The following is an 18,203-nucleotide window of genomic DNA, read 5'->3' on the forward strand; positions in this document are numbered from 1 at the left end:
CATCTACTTTCAATATTTTGATTTTAATTATTGAGTAAAATCAAAAAAAGATGGCCCCTATCTATATAACAATAGAGACCATCAGTTATTGAGTACCATAATATTTTAACTGGTACTACTTTTAATTCCTAAATATAACAAGTAAACGTTGATTAACAATTAATGGGCTTTAGCTTAAGCTAAATTAAAGCTTTCTAGTAACTTCCATTTTTCTTCTTTTTCCTCATAATAAACTAAAGAAAGTTGTTCAATCGTTTCTTTATAATCAATTCCCGCAAGTTTTAATTGACCGTAAATATCTTCAAATTCTTGGCTTGTAAGTCCTTGAGCAATCGTAAAGTGAGGCACAAATGGATGATCTGCTACACCATAAAAATCGCCTTTATTAAACTGATTGAATAATTTTTCAAGCGCTTCTGTTTTTTGTACTTTAAAATAAATGACATTCGTTGTAGGAGCAAAACTAGATGCCTTTGTAGCATGTACCTCTACAGCTGGAATACCTTCAAGTCTAGATTTAATGACATCCTTTACAGACTCTAATTCACTATCGTCTATTTCAAATTGCCCCTTAATCGTAATATGCGGCATAATTGTCGCATAATGGTTATCATAACGTTTACGATATGCATTTACCTCATCTTGAAATGCTTTCGACGGAATTAATGCCAATCCTAAAATCATTTAAATTCCTCCTTTGTTTAACATACTTTCATTATATCAAATTTTCTAAAAATTCGTTACTTTAAACTAAATTTACTTCAGATAATTAAAAAGAAATATTATCTGATAAAAAATAAATTAGTAAATCGTCTAAGTAATGCTTCCACGATTTCCATCTATGGCCGCCATCGAATTCGAAATAATGATATGTAACACCAGATGTTGCAATAAGTTGATTTAATTCACGGTTCGGCGTTAAAAAATCAGCTCGCTTACCAGTTGTTGGTAATTCAAAATCATCTTCCTCAAGCCCTACAATGTGCCATATAGTAAGCTGTTCTTGAAATTGACAACGGTCAAACATTGTAGTTATAACCTCATCATGTTGCGGACTTAACATACCTACTTGACTAAATACCCTAGGATACGATAATGCAGTCATCAATGCGACACTTCCAGCTAAACTATCGCCTAATAATATGCGACTGTTACCCACTTTAAATGTCGGAAATGTTCGATCTATAAATGGCAATATCTCATTTGCTACAGCTTTCACAGTTAACGGCGTCCTAGCACCTTGTGGATGAAATTCAGCACGGCGTTTGTCCACATCTTCATAATGAAAACCAACAAATATAGCACGTTCAACTTTATTTTTTGCTCATAATTGCTCATATGTTCGATGGATTCTACCAAAACTAAAAAAGTCCAAACCATCAAAACAAAATACAACCTTATATTTAAAAAGTTCAGTAAAGTCCTTAGGTAAATAAATCGATAACGTGACATCTCTTTCTAATATTTCACTTGGAAATTCTATTTTATTAATGTTTCCCGGTTGAAATTCATACATAAATTAAGCGCCCCCTAGTTGTCTTAATGACATTGTACCAAGAGACGCAATTTTTTAAAATAATTCGCTTTATATTTTATTAGTATTACTTCTATGACTTAATATTCTCTTCTTCTTTCAAACGTTTCGGATAATCATGCAACCAAAATGTAGCTTGTGGTAACTTTTTAGGGTCAGGTTTATAAATTGCCATTTTGCCTGAACCCAGTTGTTTTTTCTGTTGTTCATAGTCTTTAAGTGCATTGATAGCAGGTTTATGCAATATCCAAATCGCAATGATATTCAACCATGCCATCATTCCGACACCTAAATCCCCCATCATCCATGCAATATCTGCCGTTTTAATTGCACCATAAATCGTTGCAACAATCAGTACAATTCTTGTGACATTAATCCAGAAGAAACTAAAGTTTTTTGAACGCTTTCTAGTCAAATATGAAATATTAGTTTCAGCAATATAGTAATATGCCAAAATTGTCGTAAATGCAAAGAAGAACAATGCACAAGCAATAAAATATGAACCTATACCTGAAAATGCTGGATCGAAGTGATAACTACCACCTTGGAATGCTTTATCGATACCAGCTTGTGCATACATTGCAGTTCCTGAGTAATCCTTATCTCCATTAGACATTTCAACAAAAATACCATTATCTTTAATTAAATTAGACTTATCTGTTGTCTCACCATTATTACTAGATACATTATACGTGCCAGATAACAAAATAATTAATGCAGTAGCTGTACATACAAATAATGTATCAACATATACTGAGAATGCCTGAACTAATCCTTGTTTAGCTGGATGCGATACTTCCGCAGCTGCTGCCGCATGCGGTCCAGTACCTTGACCAGCTTCGTTAGAATAAAGCCCTCTTTTAACACCAATTTCAATCATAGCTCCAAATATTCCACCAAATGCTGCTTGTAAACCAAATGCTGATTTAAAGATAAGTGCAAATAACGCTGGAACTTGCTCTATGTTTAAAAAGATAATAATAACTGCCATTAAAATATAAGCGATTGCCATAAAAGGCACGATTGCTGTTGCTGCATTCGCAATCCATTTTATTCCACCAAATATAATGAGACCTAAAATAATTGCAAGTGCGATAGCTATAATCCAAGGTTGGATATTAAATGCATTCTTCATCGAACTAGCTATTGCATTGGATTGTACACCCGGTAGAAGTAAACCAACGGATACAACCGTTACGACAGCAAATATTAAACCATATATTTTGCCCATTTTCCCCTTAATACCTGATTCAATATAAAACGCTGGACCACCACGGTATTGACCTTTTTCTTCTCGTTTATATATTTGACCTAACGTCGATTCAATAAATGCACTGCTCGCTCCTAAGAACGCCGTTGCCCACATCCAAAAAACTGCACCAGGACCACCAATAAATATAGCAGTTGACACACCAACAATATTCCCAGTTCCAACACGACCTGCAAGCGATAATGCAATCGCTTGGAAACTAGAAATACCCGTTGGTGATTTCTCCCCATGAAACATCAATCTAATCATTTCCTTAAAGTGACGCACTTGGAAAAAGCGCATCATCAATGAAAAAATAATCCCCGTTAATAATAATCCGTAAACTAATGGCTTACTCCACACAATATCATAAATCCAAGTAAGAAAACTTTCGAACATAATGTATCCCCCTTATTGTACAATATGTAAAATGATATATTTTTACTCATTATACACGTGCAAAAAGTTCCTCGCAATGAATTTCTAAAGTTATTTTTTAATTATCTATAAAGTTAATAAACACTAATTTATAAACATTTTATCGTATTATAGTGTTAACGTAATACTGCTATAAAGAAACGTTGAAGTAATTGTAATTAAATCTTTAAATAAATACTATACTGTAGCTTATCTTCTTTATTTACCATTAAGTTTTATCTTTTGTTCTCCCTATTTATGATATATACTGAAAAGTACTTCAATTAAAGTTAAATTTAGGAGGAACTGCCCCATGCTAAATAAAGTATGGTTTAGAACAGGTATCGCGCTATTAATCCTGTTTCTACTTATTAAACTAGCAATGGAAGTCCATAGCGTCTTTACTCCATTTATTGTGATTATTCAGTCAGTATTGATTCCATTCTTACTGAGTGGATTTCTATTCTATGTTTGTTTACCATTTCAAAAGTTATTGGAAAAATACAAAGTCCCTCGTTGGGGAAGCATTTTAATCATCTTTATTGGTTTAATCATTATTATTAGTATTATTGTAGGTATCGTTGGTCCATTATTAATGGAGCAAATAGAGAATTTAATTAATCAAATTCCTATGTTACAACATGAGGTACAACATATTATTAATTTCTCTCTTGATCAGATGGAGAGACTTCCATCAGATGTGACTGATCGAATCAATAAAATGGTACAAAATATGAGTGATAGCGTTGCAGATATCCTTTCAAACTCATTCACTTATATTACATCATTCATTTCTACATTATTCTTACTCATAATGGTACCGTTTTTCTTAATTTATATGTTAAAAGATCATGAGAAATTCATTCCATTTATCGCAAAATTATTTAAATCAAATAGAAAGATTTTTGTTGTAGAATTGTTAAAAGATTTAGATAACACACTTAAATCTTATATCCAAGGTCAGGTTACCGTAAGTATTATCTTAGGAATTATCTTATATATCGGTTACACAATTGTTGGTTTAAATTACACATTACTATTAGTCATGTTTGCTTGTATTGCTAATATGATTCCTTTCTTAGGACCATGGATGGCATTTGCACCAGCAGCTATTATTGCTATCATCCAAAGTCCAGCAACATTTATTTGGGTTTGTATTATTACATTAATTGCTCAACAGTTAGAAGGTAATGTTATTACACCAAATGTTATGGGGAAATCATTAAACATTCATCCACTCACAATCATTGTAGTAATCCTTGCTGCAGGTAATTTAGGCGGCTTCACTTTAATCCTTGTAGCCGTACCACTTTACGCAGTGATAAAAACGATAGTCAGAAATATTTATAACTATAGACAACAAATCATCGATAAAGCAAACAGTGATGTCAAAGATTAACATTATGCTAAATCATTAAGTAATAAAGCTTTAATATTAAATAAGAGAGCTAACCCGTATGATTCAATACGGATTAGCTCTCTATTTATTTGGATTTTTAGACTATGATGACAGTCGATATATCCACTAATAAAAATATTCTATTAATTTTATTTATTCAACCTTTGACTGTAACTCAATCTATTCTATGAAATTCTATACTGCATCAAATTAAGCATAAAAAAACTACTACCGAAGTAACAATACTTCAGTAGTAGTTCATTATTGTTAAATCTTATATATTATTTAATACAGTGGAATCCACTATCAACATGAATATTTTCACCAGTTACACCGCTAGATAAATCACTTAATAGATATGCAGCTGTTTTACCAACTTCTTCTTGATCTACGTTACGTTTTAATGGTGCTCGTTCTTCAATTTCTTTTAAAATTGTGTTAAATCCGCCAACGCCTTTAGCACTTAACGTACGAATTGGACCTGCAGAAATGGCATTTACTCGGATGTTATCTTCACCTAGGTCTAATGCTAAATAACGTACGTTTGCTTCTAAACTTGCTTTAGCTACACCCATTACGTTGTAATTTTGTACTGCAAATTCGCCACCTAAGTAAGTTGTAGCAACGATACTACCACCTTCAGGCATCAATTTCTTAGCTTCACGTGCAACAATTGTTAATGAATATGAACTGATGTCTTGTGCTAATAAGAAACCGTCACGAGATGTTTCAGTGAAACGACCACGTAAGTCTTCCATATTAGCAAATGCAATTGAGTGATACACGCCATCAATATGACCTACTTCATCACCAATTTTTGAGAAACCATTAATAACATCTTCATCATTTTGAACATCAATTTGGAAGATATGATGTTCTTTTTGATTTAATTGATCAACAAGCTTTTCTAACTCTTTACGGCTACGTTCTTTTCGATATGTAAATACTAATTTCGCACCAAGTTGATCTAATACTTTAGCTACACCAAAACCGATACTACGCTTATTAGCGATACCCATAATAACATATGTTTTATTTTCTAAATTAAACATGATATAACTCCTTTTGAAAATATTCAATTTAAACTGGTTCGAGATAATGAATAATGGTGCCCACTCGATACCAATTTCAATACTCTTTATTTTAACATTGGTTATATTATTTGAACAATTTATTTTACTAACATTGTGCTTAGATATACTTAAATTATTTCACCACATAAAAAAAACAATGACCTAAAGCAAATACTTTAGACCATTGTCTTCTATCATTAGTAATATAATTCTAATTCTCGTTTCAATTCATCTACATATTCTTTAGAACCTGTAACGATTAATCTATCTCTATAACGTAATTGTGTATCTCCATGTGGAACAATTGATTCATTGTTACGTATAATGCGCACGAAGATAATATCGCCATCGAATGGGAAATTACGTAATTGGATTTGATCGTATTGATGATTTAACATGGCAATTTCATATAATGATGTCTCAACATTACTTAAGAGATTAAGCATGTTAGGCGTTTCAATTAAACCTTTTAAGAGAATCTTATTACTCATATAACTACTAAAGACTTCGATACCTTGTTTCTGTAATGTTTCATCTTCAGAACTTGACTCTAGACGACAAATTACACGTTTGACACCTTTCGCTTTAGCCATTAATGCTACTTTACGGTTAATGGCATCATCATTTGTCGAACAAACAACGATATTACGAGAGAATAGACCTAGTCGCTCTAATAATTCTTCCTCATAATCTGCAATTTCTATCATAGATATTGCATCAGATAGTTTACGCTTATCGCTAAGGTCGTTTCTATAATAAAGCGAAACTTGATATAGCTGTGATGATAAATTTTGAGCAATTGGAATCGTCAGTTGGTTCTTACCAATTAAGCTCACTTCAATTTGTCTTGTCGCTTCATCTGGTATTGGGAACATCTTTTTAAATACTATTGGCACAAATACACATGTAATTACTGCACTTAGTATTAAAATACCTGAAATTTCAGGAGAAATTGTTCCTAGTTGTTCTGCAATTTTAGCAGATGCAATAACCAATGATAACGTAGATGTGAGTAAGAAGGCAGATGAAATTGTCGTCTTCATATCAAACCATCTACGTATATAAAATACTGGAATCAGCTTAGAAATTAAGAACGCAATTATTAAAAATGGAATAATTAATAATAATGACGGTTCTTTGATTAAAGTTGGGATATTTAAATCAACCCCGACCATGATAAAGAATATAGGAATAAAGAAACCATAACCAAATGAATCTAGCTTTTCAACCATATCTTCATCAGGTCCTAATAGTGATACGACGACACCAGCAAGAAATGCACCAAGAATGTTTTCTGCGCCAACACCTTCTGCTAATGCTACGAGCATAATAATCAATGCAAACACTGCACGTATACCAATTTGTGTCGTACCGTCCATTAATTTTTGCAAGAATTGGGCCTTCTTAAAGATACCACCCAATAAGTAAAAGATAATTGTAAATACAACCAAGCTACCTATTAACCAAAGTGAAGTGCTACCAGACGCATGTATGGTACCATAGGCTGTAAGTAATATCATGGTTACTAAATCTGCTAAGACTGCAACGAGCAAAATAAATTGTCCAATTGTCGTTCTCATGATATTCATTTCTTTTAATGTTGGAACCACCACGCCAAGTGATATCGTTGAAATAATGATGACCATTAATAAGACATCATCAATCAATCCAAACCATTTAAACATGTATGCAAAAACAATTGAAATAATCATGATAAACATAAATACTACAAGTGCTAATTGTAAATGCCCCGGTTCTTTCTTTTTGCGTGTTCCTTCTTCTTGCTGTTCTCCACTTTTATCCTTTTTAAAAGCTTTAAAATCTATTTCCAATCCACTTAAAAACATTAAAAATATAAATCCTAATGTTGATAATATATTTAGCATTTCGTCACGTTCTACTAAATTTAAAAATGAGTGACCAATAACGATACCCATTAATATTTCTGCAACGACGACGGGTATAAATGTAATTCTAAGTCGATTTACTAAAATAGGTGTTAAAAATGCTGCTAAAACTACTACAACAAGTGATACGAATTCCATATAACCCCCCTATGTTAAATAAGACATAAATGATGTAGCTAATCCAAAATAGATTAACATACTAACAATATCATTAATTGTTGTTATAAATGGTCCACTAGCAACGGCTGGATCTATCTTCAATTTATTCATTACTAAAGGAATCATTGAACCAACTAATGTACCTACTGTCATTGCAATTGTCAAGCTTGATCCGACAATTATTGCTAAAATTGGTTGTCCATAAATAATCACAATGATAATACAGAGTAATATTGCACAAACCAAGCCACTTAAAAAGCCACTCCCTGCTTCACGTAAAGCAACCTTAAATTTACTTTCCTCATCAATTTCACCTGTTGAAATATTACGTACTGATACGGCTAATGATTGTGTCCCTGAATTCCCTGACATCCCGCTAATAATAGGTATAAATGCTGCTAATAATGCAACCTTTGCTAATGTATCTTCAAATGAACCTAGTATTGTTGCTGTAATCATACCTAAGAACGTCAAGATGATTAACCATGGCAAACGTTTCGTTGCTGTTTTCAAAATAGAATCATTTGTCGCATCGACATCTGATACACCGGCTAAACGAGAGTAGTCTTCACTTGCTTCTTCATCCATAACGTCTAAGATATCATCGATAGTGATAATCCCTAACAAATGATCTTGGTAGTCGACAACTGGCATTGCGATAAAGTCATAGTCTCGCATCTTCTGTGCTACATCCTCTTGGTCGTCGGCAGCATTAGCACTAATGACACGTTCACTCATAATGTCTTCGATATAAGCATCATTTTCTGCAACAATCAAATCTCTCAGTGATAACACACCAGCTAATTGCTTATCATCATTGACAGTAAATATAACGTAAATTGTTTCAGCATCCGGAGCCTGTTCTTTAACATGCATCAATGCTTCCTTTACTGGCATTGTTGCTTTAAGCGAAATATACTCGGTAGTCATGATACCACCGGCAGTATCTTCTTCATAATGTAATAACGCTTTGATTTCCTTAGCGTCCTCACGATTCATCAATGTCAGTAAACTGACGACCTTTTGCTTAGACAATTGGTTCATAATATCAACGGCGTTATCATATGACATATCCTCTAACACTTTACTCGCATATGTAGCATCCATCGTATCAAACAATGCCTCATAATCTTCTTCATCAATTTCTAGTTGTTCGAAGAAATCTGCAACCTCTTCTGGCGATAATACTTCATAGATTCGTTGACGAATATCATCATCACTGTCTTCAAAATATTCACTTTGTTCATAGTTGTGCATTGATAAAAATTCTTCTCTAAACGCGTCAATCTGATTCTCATGTAGTAATCGATCGAGTAAATCTTTATCATATACCTGTTCGTCCTCTAAAGTGATTGAATCTCTTTCATTTGCCATATTCACACCTCCATGAATGATTAAATTATAGCATATTAAATTTTGTTTCTATTGTGTCATATTGATCAATTACTTCAATTTTTTGGTTTGTTATTGGATGTATAAACGAAACTTTTTTACATCCCAATAATTGATGATTATATATATCCTGTTTTCCACCATACAAATCATCACCGACTAACGGATGTCCTATATACTGAAAATGAACACGAATTTGGTGTGTTCTACCAGTTAACAATTGGACCACACATAAGCTATATTGTGATTTAACCTTTAATCTTTGAAACATTGTTTGTGCATACTTTCCAGAATCATGAACATGACGTTGAATGATACTATCTGGGTGCCTCGCAATGGGCGCTTCTATCATGCCCTGTTGTTTCACTTTCCCATGACAAACACAAATATATCGTTTATCTATAGACGTTTGCGACATTAAATGATGAATATAACCGTGTTTAGCAATAATTACAATGCCTGAGGTATTTCGGTCTAAACGTGTGACTATATGTGGTGTTAACTCGAGGGAATGTTGTTGAAAATAGCTCAACACTTGTTCTACCAAACTTTTATGTTTATGGTCTCTAGAAGGCGCACAATTTTGCTCTGTTGGTTTAGATACAATAAGCAAATATTCGTCTTCATACAAAACAGTAAGTGCTTTATCAAAAGGCACTAAATTACCACTAGGTTGCTCTTTGGGTAATTGAACGCATAAGCTATCACCTTCCAAGAGTTTGTGTCTAACGGTTACTGGTTGTCCATTAACTAATAAAGCGCCATTACGTTTAATGGCGCTTATACTTTTCTTTGAAAAATCATTATTTTGTAAAAAAAATTTAACTGTTTCGCGATGATGAATATGAAAGTTAAATTCCATTATTCATCTTCTCCACTAGAAATAAATGAATCATGAACCCTCTTCCAGAATGGGAAGGGTCTAAATCTTGCAAATCTTACCTTTTCATTAGCAACTCGAAATTGTATTGCATTAACATTTTTATGTTTGATACTCACATGATCAATAGACGTCAATATTGTATCGTGATTAACTGGTGTAATTAAACAAGTATGATGCTTTGGCAATACTAAAGGTGAACCTACTGTTCTAAACACTCTATTGTTAATAGAAGCAATTTCGGCAATTTGCATTGCTTCTAATGACGGGTGGATTAATGCACCACCTAAAGCTTTGTTATAAGCTGTTGAACCTGATGGCGTTGACACACATAAACCATCACCTCTAAAGCGTTCAAATTGATTACCACGTATATTAACGTCTACAACTAAAGTAGAGCCATTTTCAGTCTTCATCGTTGCTTCATTTAATGCTAAATAACGTGTTTCATATCCGTTATCATTATAACGTACGATAATCTCGAGCAATGGATATTCTATCACTTGGAATTCAGAATTGTTTATTTCTATGATTAACTTTTCAACCTCGTGAGGAAGCCAATCAGCGTAAAAGCCTAAATGTCCAGTATGTACACCGACAAAGGCACATCGAGACAACATATGGCTATATTGATGGAATGCTTGAAGTAAAGTCCCATCACCACCAACTGAAATAACAATTTCAGGATTATCTGGATCTTCAACCATTTGGAAATCTTTCATATGATTAATCATTTTATGCTTTAATGCATTTGATTTCGAATCACCTTTAGATAAAATTGTATATCGCAAGATTGCACCTCTCTAGTTATCATTTTGCTTTTTTGCGCGCTTTTTAGAATAGTATTTTTGCGCTTCTTGAATTTCTTCTTTGATTTCTGACATTTCTTCATCTAGTAAAAATGCTGCCTCGGCTGCTCTCTCTAATCGATGTTGGATTTCAGGTGGATAATCACCATCATATTTATAACGCAAGGTATGTTCTATCGTTGCCCAAAAATTCATCGCCAATGTTCTAATTTGAATTTCCGCTAAAATCTTTTTCTCCCCTTGTAAAGTTTCAATCGGATATTCAATTATGACATGAAATGAACGATAACCACTTTGCTTTGTATTACTAATGTAATCACGCTCTTCTACAACTTTAAAGTCTTGTCGTTGTCTCAATAAATTGACTACGACATCAATGTCATCGACAAATTGGCACATTAAGCGCAAACCAGCAATGTCATACATTTCCTCATGCAATCGATCAAAAGGAATGCCACGTTTATTTGCTTTATCAATGATACTTGTCATTGGTTTGACTCTACCTGTGACAAATTCAATTGGCGATGCATTATCATCAACCTCATATTGTTTTCTAAGGCCCTTTAGTTTCACTTTCAATTCATCGACTGCTTGTTTATAGGGCGACAAAAATTGATCCCATTGATTCATTGTGCCTCACTCCGCTTCACTCTAATTCGAAAGTCTCTTCAACAACGGAAACAAACTCCTTACCATAATTTGAATTACCTTGGATATTATCCAATATGTAATTGAATTCTCTTTCGAAATGTTCTAATTCTAAATCATCATTAACTATAATCTTTTTACCCTTATTTTCATGTAACATCGACCAAGTTTCTTGTACAAAGATTAGATAGGAATACGATTGCCCATCATCTAAAATATACGCAAAACTATAATTATCACTGTCAACAAGCATTTGTCCAGCTTCCTGTAAACCTTCTGTTAACGTTTCTGTATAACAATTTATACTATCCTCTGTTACTTTAATCTCATTTACATATATACGCATGCTTGTTCCTCCTTATTCCCCACTATTTTAACATAATTTGAAGTTACATAACACGTTACATGACTACTCAAATATCATCAACCGATGTTCGCTATTAAATTATTTTTCAAAATAATGCACTTCAATTTAAATTATTCGCTCTGTAGTTTAAAATTAATACATTAATTGCCTAAACTTAGGAGTGTATATATTGTCAACGAATAATGAAATAGAATTTAAACAACTTTTGTCGCAAACAGAATATCAACAAATTTACGACACGTATTTTAAAGGAATTATTCCTTTTAGCCAAACGAATTACTATATTGATACCCCAGATTTCCAATTAAAAGCACATAAATCTGCCTTAAGAATTCGTGTTAAAGCCGATTATAATGAAATGACTTTAAAGGTCCCAGCAGAAGTTGGTTTAATGGAGTATAACTTTGAGACCTCTATTGTCCCACAGCTAGATAAAGTTATAACTCCAGATACAATACCATCAGACATTATAGAGCAACTTAAACAGATGGATATAACATTAGATGAATTAACTATCTTAGGTGCACTTACAACGAATCGTGTTGAAAGTAAGGTGTCAGATAATTTACTTGTACTTGATCACAGTAGCTATTTAGACCAAGAGGATTATGAATTGGAATATGAAGTAAGCGATTATGATAAAGGACTACAGAACTTCAAATCATTGTTAGAACAATTCAATATCCAACACCAAACACCTGATAATAAAGTCCAAAGATTCTTCTCACGCAAAGCAAAACTCAACGAAAAATAGTCAACACAATTGCCTAAAAGTCGAATTACTTCCAAATGTAAATATTCATGTTATATTAGTATTATATTAAGAGAACATGGTGATAATATGACGCAAACACCTTATGAAATTATAGGACAAGATGCCTTATATAACATGATTGATTACTTTTATTCACTCGTAGAAAAGGATGATAGGATTAACCATCTTTTTCCGGGAGATTTTAGTGAAACAAGTCGAAAGCAAAAGCAGTTTTTGACGCAGTTTTTAGGTGGACCGCCATTATATTCAGAAGAACATGGTCACCCTATGTTAAAAAGACGTCATTTAGATTTTAAAATTTCAAATTATGAGCGTGACGCTTGGCTCGAAAATATGTATAGTGCAATACAACATGCACAATTGCCAGCAGGTGTCGGAGATTATTTATTTGAAAGATTACGTTTAACAGCAAACCATATGGTAAATTCCGAAATTTAATTGTAGGTGAAAAAAACATGACTGAAGAACTAAAATTGATACATGCTAATAGTCGTGAAGATGCAAATCTTTCACCTGTGAGTAAAATAGAAATTTATTCATTTTTCGATCCATTTAGTAAAGAATGTTTTAAACTATCTGCAATACTCTCAAAACTGAGAATTGAATATAAGCAATATGTCAGCATTAGGCATATACTTAACCCTTCATTACGTGTTTTGACAAAGTGCCAAGCACAAAGTACATCAGACTTAGACAATATTGCACTATCTTATAAAGCTGCCGAATTACAAGGTAGATTACGTGCAGAACGCTTTATTCACCTTGTACAAAATGAAATCATCCCTAAGCGAGACATCATCACAGAATCTATGGTTAATAATTGCATTACCAATGCCGGCCTCGACTATGAGGTATTCAAGGAAGACTTACACAATAGTTGTCTTAAAGAAAGCTTACAAGTTGATTTGCATATTGCTAGAGAAATGGATATCGAAGAGGCGCCTACTCTTGTATTCTTTAATGAAGATGTACATGAAGAAGGTTTGAAAGTTGAAGGTCTATATCCGTATCACATTTATACGTATATCATAAATGAACTCATTGGTACTACAATTGAAAAAGAATTACCACCAAGTTTAGAAGATTACATCAAACAACAACAATTAGTAACTAAAGAGGAATTATTAACTATTTATGAGTGGCCTGAAAAACTGATGAATAAAGAACTTAAAAAATTAGCATTGCAACAAAAAATTGAAAAATTGCAATCTCCAGAAGGCAAATTTTGGAGATCAAAAATTTGAAACACGCTTTTTATGTTTGATAAAAAACATATTAAACTTAGCTATGAAGAAATCTATTATGATAGATATTTTCATAGCTATTTTTTGTTATAGAACTTAAGTCCCTTAAATTCAACATAACTAGTACTTAGATGCATGAATTCAATTTATATGAATAGCTATTTTCAATACTTTAGTATGATTGACTCGTTTTCTAAGAATGCTGTCTCACCCTTTGTCATCGACTGGCATAACTTCAACAGGTGTCTTGCCAATATACAGCTCTAAAACATTATAGAATGCACTCAAATACTCAGCCAGAATTTATGATTTTACATATAAAAAAGAGCTAATCCTTCAAGGATTAGCTCTCTTTTGTGTGATTTTATTTGATGTCATAAACACTCTATTTTTGTTATAAATTATTACGCAACGTATAATTAGATAACTATTATTACCATTTATATACAATACCTATGGGATTGCATTTTCTAATATTACTCAAGATGAAACTATTTGTATTACTAACTTTAATTAAATATTTACTTACAACTACTGCTAAAGCAAATTATTTTGATTACTACTTACTAAATACAGCGAATCTTTTTTGAATATGATTACCTTCTATTGCCTCATCAACCATTGCAATTGCATAATCAGCATAACTTACACTAGTACCAATTACTTCATCATCACTAATTTGATATTCACCAGTTCTTTCACCATCAACTTGAAAATCAGGTGCTGGGCTAATAAATGTCCATAATACGTCATTGCGTTCTTGTATTTCATTTAATGTTTTAGTTTGTGCCAATGCAGTTTTCTTAAACATTTCTGGGAAATCAGGTGAATCTACTAGTCGCATAGTGTGTGCTTCATCCACAAATAAACTTCCTGCTCCTCCAATAATCAACAAACGTTGGTCACTATGACTCACTAAGTCACTTAATAATGCTAATGATTTACTATGCTGATCCAATTTATCCTGATCTGGTTGACCAAACGCATCAATAATTACATCAAATTCTGCAATATCCTCTTTTGTTAAATCGAATAAATCTTTTTGAATGACTTGTGTGGCTTTTGTTTTATTTTCACTACGCACTATGGCTGTTACATCAAGACCTCTTTCTACCGCTTCATTTGTTATTAATTTACCTGCTTTACCATTCGCTGCTACGACTGCTATTTTCATAATTAACCAACTCCTACATGTATTAATTTTAGATACAAGTTAATTATAGTTACTTCCCTTTATGATGTCAAATATATGTTCCTGTGAAATATAAGTGAGATATTTATTTAAAAAAGAGCATAAAAAAAACGCCGTGTCTGATTACACGGCGCTAAACAAAGGGGATGGGAGAAATTTTTTCACTTCAAACAAAGGGGTATGTTTGTTATGTGATTAATTTCATGTTTATAATATAACACGGTCAAATGACCCTTTCAAGCATTTAAATTAAATAAATGCACTTTGTCACAAACTTGTCATATTGAAAACGAATTCATTCATACTAAGCTTTCATAAGCTTTTCAAATGCATCCAATTTCTCTTCAAATACTTTACATGCTTGCTCAATTGGTTCAGGAGTTGTCATGTCCACACCAGCATTTTTTAATATTTCAATAGGATAATTTGAACTACCCTTTTTCAAGAATTCATTAATATAACGTTCTACAGCTGGTTGACCTTCAGTCAAAATTTGATGACTCAAACTTTGTGCTGCACTATAACCTGTAGCATATTGATAAACATAATAATTCATATAGAAGTGAGGAATTCTAGACCATTCTTTGCTAATATTTTCATCAGTTTCAACAGAATCACCGAAATATTGCTTATTTAATTTAGCATATTCTTCGTTCATTCTATTAGCAGTTAATGGTTCACCTGCTTCTTCAATTTGGTGAATCTTATGTTCAAATTCTGCAAACATTGTTTGTCTGAATAATGTTGCTCTAAAGCGTTCTAATTCTTGATTTAGTAATAACAAACGTCTATCATCATCTAAATGTTGATCCATATAATGACTTAATAGAGCTTCATTACATGTAGATGCAACCTCAGCCACAAAGATAGTGTAATCACTTGAATTTGAAGGTTGGTGCTTTCTACTGAAATAACTATGTGCAGAATGGCCAAATTCATGTACTAATGTATATAAATCAGATACTGTATCAGACCAATTTAATAAGATAAATGGGTTTGTTAAATGCGCACCAGATGAATAGCCACCAGAGCGTTTACCTTTATTCTCAAATACATCTACCCAACGATTATTCAAGCCTTCTTCGACGACCTTCATATACTCTTCACCCATTGGTTGTAGTGCCTTAATCATCCAATCTTTTGCTTCTTCGTATGGCATTTCAAATTTTACATCTTTAACTAATGGTGTATATAAATCATACATTTTCATATCATCTAATCCCAATAGTGACTTACGTAACTCTGTGTAACGATGTAGTAATGGTAAATAATCATGAACTGTTTTAATAAGGTTATCATAAACAGTTTCTGGTATATGATTAGAACTTAGTGCTGCTTCACGAGCACTTTTATAATTGTGTGATCTTGCGTTAAATACATTTTTCTTAACTTCACCAGCTAATGTTGAACCTAATGTATTATTAAATGCACCGTATGCTTTATATAAATTTTCAAATGCTGATTTACGTAATACACGGTCATCTGATTCTAAACATTTAATAAATGTGCCTTGTGTTAATGAATGTGCATTACCGTCTTTATCAATTGCATCTTCAAACTCTAAATCTGCATTGCTAAACATACCATAAACATTATCCGCAGTAGATAAGGCATCTTGCGCTTCTGTTAATAATTTTTCCTTATCTGCACTCAATACATGTGGACGCTTTTCGTTAATCAATTTAAGATCAAATGCATATCGTTTCAATGCTTCATTTGAATCTACAAATTCTTGAATGGTAGATTCGTCAATTTGTAAAATTTCAGGTATTAAAAAGCTCCAACTAGAACTAAATTTGATAATCAGTTGATATGCACGTGATTCAAGTCCTTTATATTTATCATTTGCTGTATCTTGATCCTGCTTTAGATGCGCATAAACATAAATTTTTTCAAGTTTAGAACCAAGTTCATCTTCTAAAGCTAAGGCATGGTATAGCTTTTCAGAACTATCACCTAAGTGTCCTTTAAACTGTTCCTCTTTACCTAATTCACCTTCTACTTCCTTAAAGGCAGCTTCAAATGCTTCGTCATTTTCAAATATAGTTGATAAATCCCATGTATATTCTGGATATTTACGTTCTTGTTCTTCTCTTGTTAATTGTTGACTCATAATATGCTGTAAACCTCCTATATAATTCCTTATCTTTAATTTTCTCATTTCAGCGGTTTTTTTGCACGTTATTACAATTGAAAATACGATAATATAATTTAAATTGATTTACAATTGATTGTACAATCTCTGTTTGATTCATATCATTTAAATAAAATGTATTAAATTTGAGTAATTCTTTAAAGCTGTCTAAAGTATAAGTCCCTGTATAGAATAAATAATACAGTTGTAACTGCCAATAAACTGGATGTGATTGAATAAATAACTGCTCCTTGAATATCAAACCAAAGCAATTACACACATCATTGATTTGTAATCTTAAATTGTAAATGACGCTTAATGTTGGTTCTAACACTGAGTGACGATGCCGACACTGGTTTATGTATTGCTTTACTTTGCTATAGCTCAACTTATATAACTTTATATCTTCTGAAATTTGATTTGTTAAAATAATTTCAACTGGCGAAACCACCTTACATTGCGCCCTAAATGACTTACCACCTAAAAATTGAATATTATAATACAACAATAATTTCTGATTTACCCAGTCCCAAGCAAACAATGTTCTATTACGTGGATTAATAAATGCCCGTTGAAAACGAGTCAAAAACAATAAATATTTACGTTTATTATAATTAGGATTCTTTATAATCCATACTACATTTAAATTATTTAATGTTAGACCATTTGTTCTTTTCAACACGAAATCACAATTAATTTGAGAAAATTGAATTTCAATGGCATATCTTTGTTCAACTACGATATCAGGATACTGCAATGCCGATTTAATATAAGGTTCAATACTTACCCCATATCCGTGAACTTTATAATATTCTGCTAGTTTATATTTTAATAAGTAATGTTCAGCACCTTCACCTTTATTACAATATGCGTCAGCCTGTTTATAATGTGCGAAATGTGCAATCTTTTTTGTCCCATCGCGCAAATATACTTTACGTGAACAATGTGGACACCAATAATTAAATTGTCTGTTGGCCATACGTGCATCAATGAGTTGGTGTAATTGATCAACTGCATATATCAT

At 32.5% G+C, this 18,203-nt stretch carries 16 protein-coding genes and 1 pseudogene; 4 read left to right on the forward strand and 13 right to left on the reverse strand.

Translation table 11 applies throughout. The features are described from left to right. Positions 1-174 precede the first annotated feature (174 nt). From ACF91D_RS25860 to ACF91D_RS25870, 3 genes and pseudogenes are all read right to left on the reverse strand, one after another. Positions 175-684, reverse strand: coding sequence for a YjcG family protein (locus ACF91D_RS25860; RefSeq protein WP_042739829.1), 510 nt, complete (start codon positions 682-684; stop codon positions 175-177). An 85-nt stretch (positions 685-769) separates the two neighbouring features. Then, a pseudogene (locus tag ACF91D_RS25865) lies at positions 770-1,516 on the reverse strand (esterase family protein). A gap of 91 nt (positions 1,517-1,607) precedes the next feature. Then, positions 1,608-3,182, reverse strand: coding sequence for an alanine/glycine:cation symporter family protein (locus ACF91D_RS25870; protein ID WP_232161308.1), 1,575 nt, complete (start codon positions 3,180-3,182; stop codon positions 1,608-1,610). A gap of 331 nt (positions 3,183-3,513) precedes the next feature. Between ACF91D_RS25870 and cozEa the strand changes: the two genes are divergently transcribed. After that, positions 3,514-4,599 carry a lipoteichoic acid biosynthesis protein CozEa gene (cozEa, locus tag ACF91D_RS25875; RefSeq protein WP_107528106.1) on the forward strand — a complete coding sequence of 362 codons (1,086 nt, stop codon included), beginning with the start codon at positions 3,514-3,516 and terminating at the stop codon, positions 4,597-4,599. A 281-nt stretch (positions 4,600-4,880) separates the two neighbouring features. Here cozEa and fabI read toward each other — a convergent pair whose 3' ends face one another. From fabI to ACF91D_RS25910, 7 genes are all read right to left on the reverse strand, one after another. Then, on the reverse strand, positions 4,881-5,651 hold the full coding sequence (fabI, locus tag ACF91D_RS25880; protein ID WP_042739825.1) for an enoyl-ACP reductase FabI: 771 nt from the start codon (positions 5,649-5,651) through the stop codon (positions 4,881-4,883). 218 nt (positions 5,652-5,869) lie between these two features. Continuing rightward, positions 5,870-7,717 (reverse strand): monovalent cation:proton antiporter family protein, encoded by a 1,848-nt coding sequence (locus tag ACF91D_RS25885; RefSeq protein WP_232161307.1) that lies wholly within the window; start codon positions 7,715-7,717, stop codon positions 5,870-5,872. 9 nt (positions 7,718-7,726) lie between these two features. Then, positions 7,727-9,112 carry a magnesium transporter gene (gene mgtE, locus ACF91D_RS25890; protein WP_042739823.1) on the reverse strand — a complete coding sequence of 462 codons (1,386 nt, stop codon included), beginning with the start codon at positions 9,110-9,112 and terminating at the stop codon, positions 7,727-7,729. Positions 9,113-9,137: 25 nt separating this feature from the next. After that, positions 9,138-9,992 (reverse strand): RluA family pseudouridine synthase, encoded by an 855-nt coding sequence (locus ACF91D_RS25895; protein ID WP_107527307.1) that lies wholly within the window; start codon positions 9,990-9,992, stop codon positions 9,138-9,140. Continuing rightward, the gene (locus tag ACF91D_RS25900) at positions 9,992-10,801 is read right to left on the reverse strand and encodes an NAD kinase (RefSeq protein WP_042739821.1); all 810 of its coding nucleotides are present in this window, start codon (positions 10,799-10,801) and stop codon (positions 9,992-9,994) included. Before ACF91D_RS25900 ends, ACF91D_RS25895 begins: the two co-directional genes overlap by 1 nt. A 12-nt stretch (positions 10,802-10,813) precedes the next feature. Further along, positions 10,814-11,449: a GTP diphosphokinase gene (gene yjbM, locus ACF91D_RS25905; RefSeq protein ID WP_042739820.1), complete on the reverse strand. Its 636-nt coding sequence runs from the start codon at positions 11,447-11,449 to the stop codon at positions 10,814-10,816. 16 nt (positions 11,450-11,465) lie between these two features. Continuing rightward, on the reverse strand, positions 11,466-11,813 hold the full coding sequence (locus ACF91D_RS25910) for a UPF0738 family protein (RefSeq protein ID WP_392437962.1): 348 nt from the start codon (positions 11,811-11,813) through the stop codon (positions 11,466-11,468). Positions 11,814-12,003: 190 nt separating this feature from the next. On the opposite strand from ACF91D_RS25910, the gene ACF91D_RS25915 reads away from it, so the two are divergent. The 3 genes from ACF91D_RS25915 to yjbH all read left to right on the forward strand — a co-directional run bounded on the left by ACF91D_RS25915 (position 12,004) and on the right by yjbH (position 13,853). Then, on the forward strand, positions 12,004-12,588 hold the full coding sequence (locus ACF91D_RS25915) for a CYTH domain-containing protein (protein WP_107512667.1): 585 nt from the start codon (positions 12,004-12,006) through the stop codon (positions 12,586-12,588). An 87-nt stretch (positions 12,589-12,675) separates the two neighbouring features. Beyond that, the gene (locus tag ACF91D_RS25920) at positions 12,676-13,047 is read left to right on the forward strand and encodes a truncated hemoglobin YjbI (protein WP_042739817.1); all 372 of its coding nucleotides are present in this window, start codon (positions 12,676-12,678) and stop codon (positions 13,045-13,047) included. A gap of 17 nt (positions 13,048-13,064) precedes the next feature. Then, positions 13,065-13,853: a protease adaptor protein YjbH gene (gene yjbH, locus ACF91D_RS25925; RefSeq protein WP_042739816.1), complete on the forward strand. Its 789-nt coding sequence runs from the start codon at positions 13,065-13,067 to the stop codon at positions 13,851-13,853. A gap of 559 nt (positions 13,854-14,412) precedes the next feature. On the opposite strand, the gene ACF91D_RS25930 is transcribed toward yjbH, so the two are convergent. The 3 genes from ACF91D_RS25930 to ACF91D_RS25940 form a co-directional block, all read right to left on the reverse strand. Next, positions 14,413-15,027: an NAD(P)-dependent oxidoreductase gene (locus ACF91D_RS25930; RefSeq protein ID WP_042739815.1), complete on the reverse strand. Its 615-nt coding sequence runs from the start codon at positions 15,025-15,027 to the stop codon at positions 14,413-14,415. Positions 15,028-15,349: 322 nt separating this feature from the next. Then, entirely contained in the window at positions 15,350-17,158 is a 1,809-nt protein-coding gene (gene pepF, locus ACF91D_RS25935; protein ID WP_042739814.1) for an oligoendopeptidase F, read from the reverse strand. A 49-nt stretch (positions 17,159-17,207) separates the two neighbouring features. Further along, positions 17,208-18,203, reverse strand: coding sequence for a competence protein CoiA (locus ACF91D_RS25940; protein ID WP_107527305.1), 996 nt, complete (start codon positions 18,201-18,203; stop codon positions 17,208-17,210).

This window comes from Staphylococcus sp. 231237_7MaSpsaltlick (assembly GCF_043107035.1).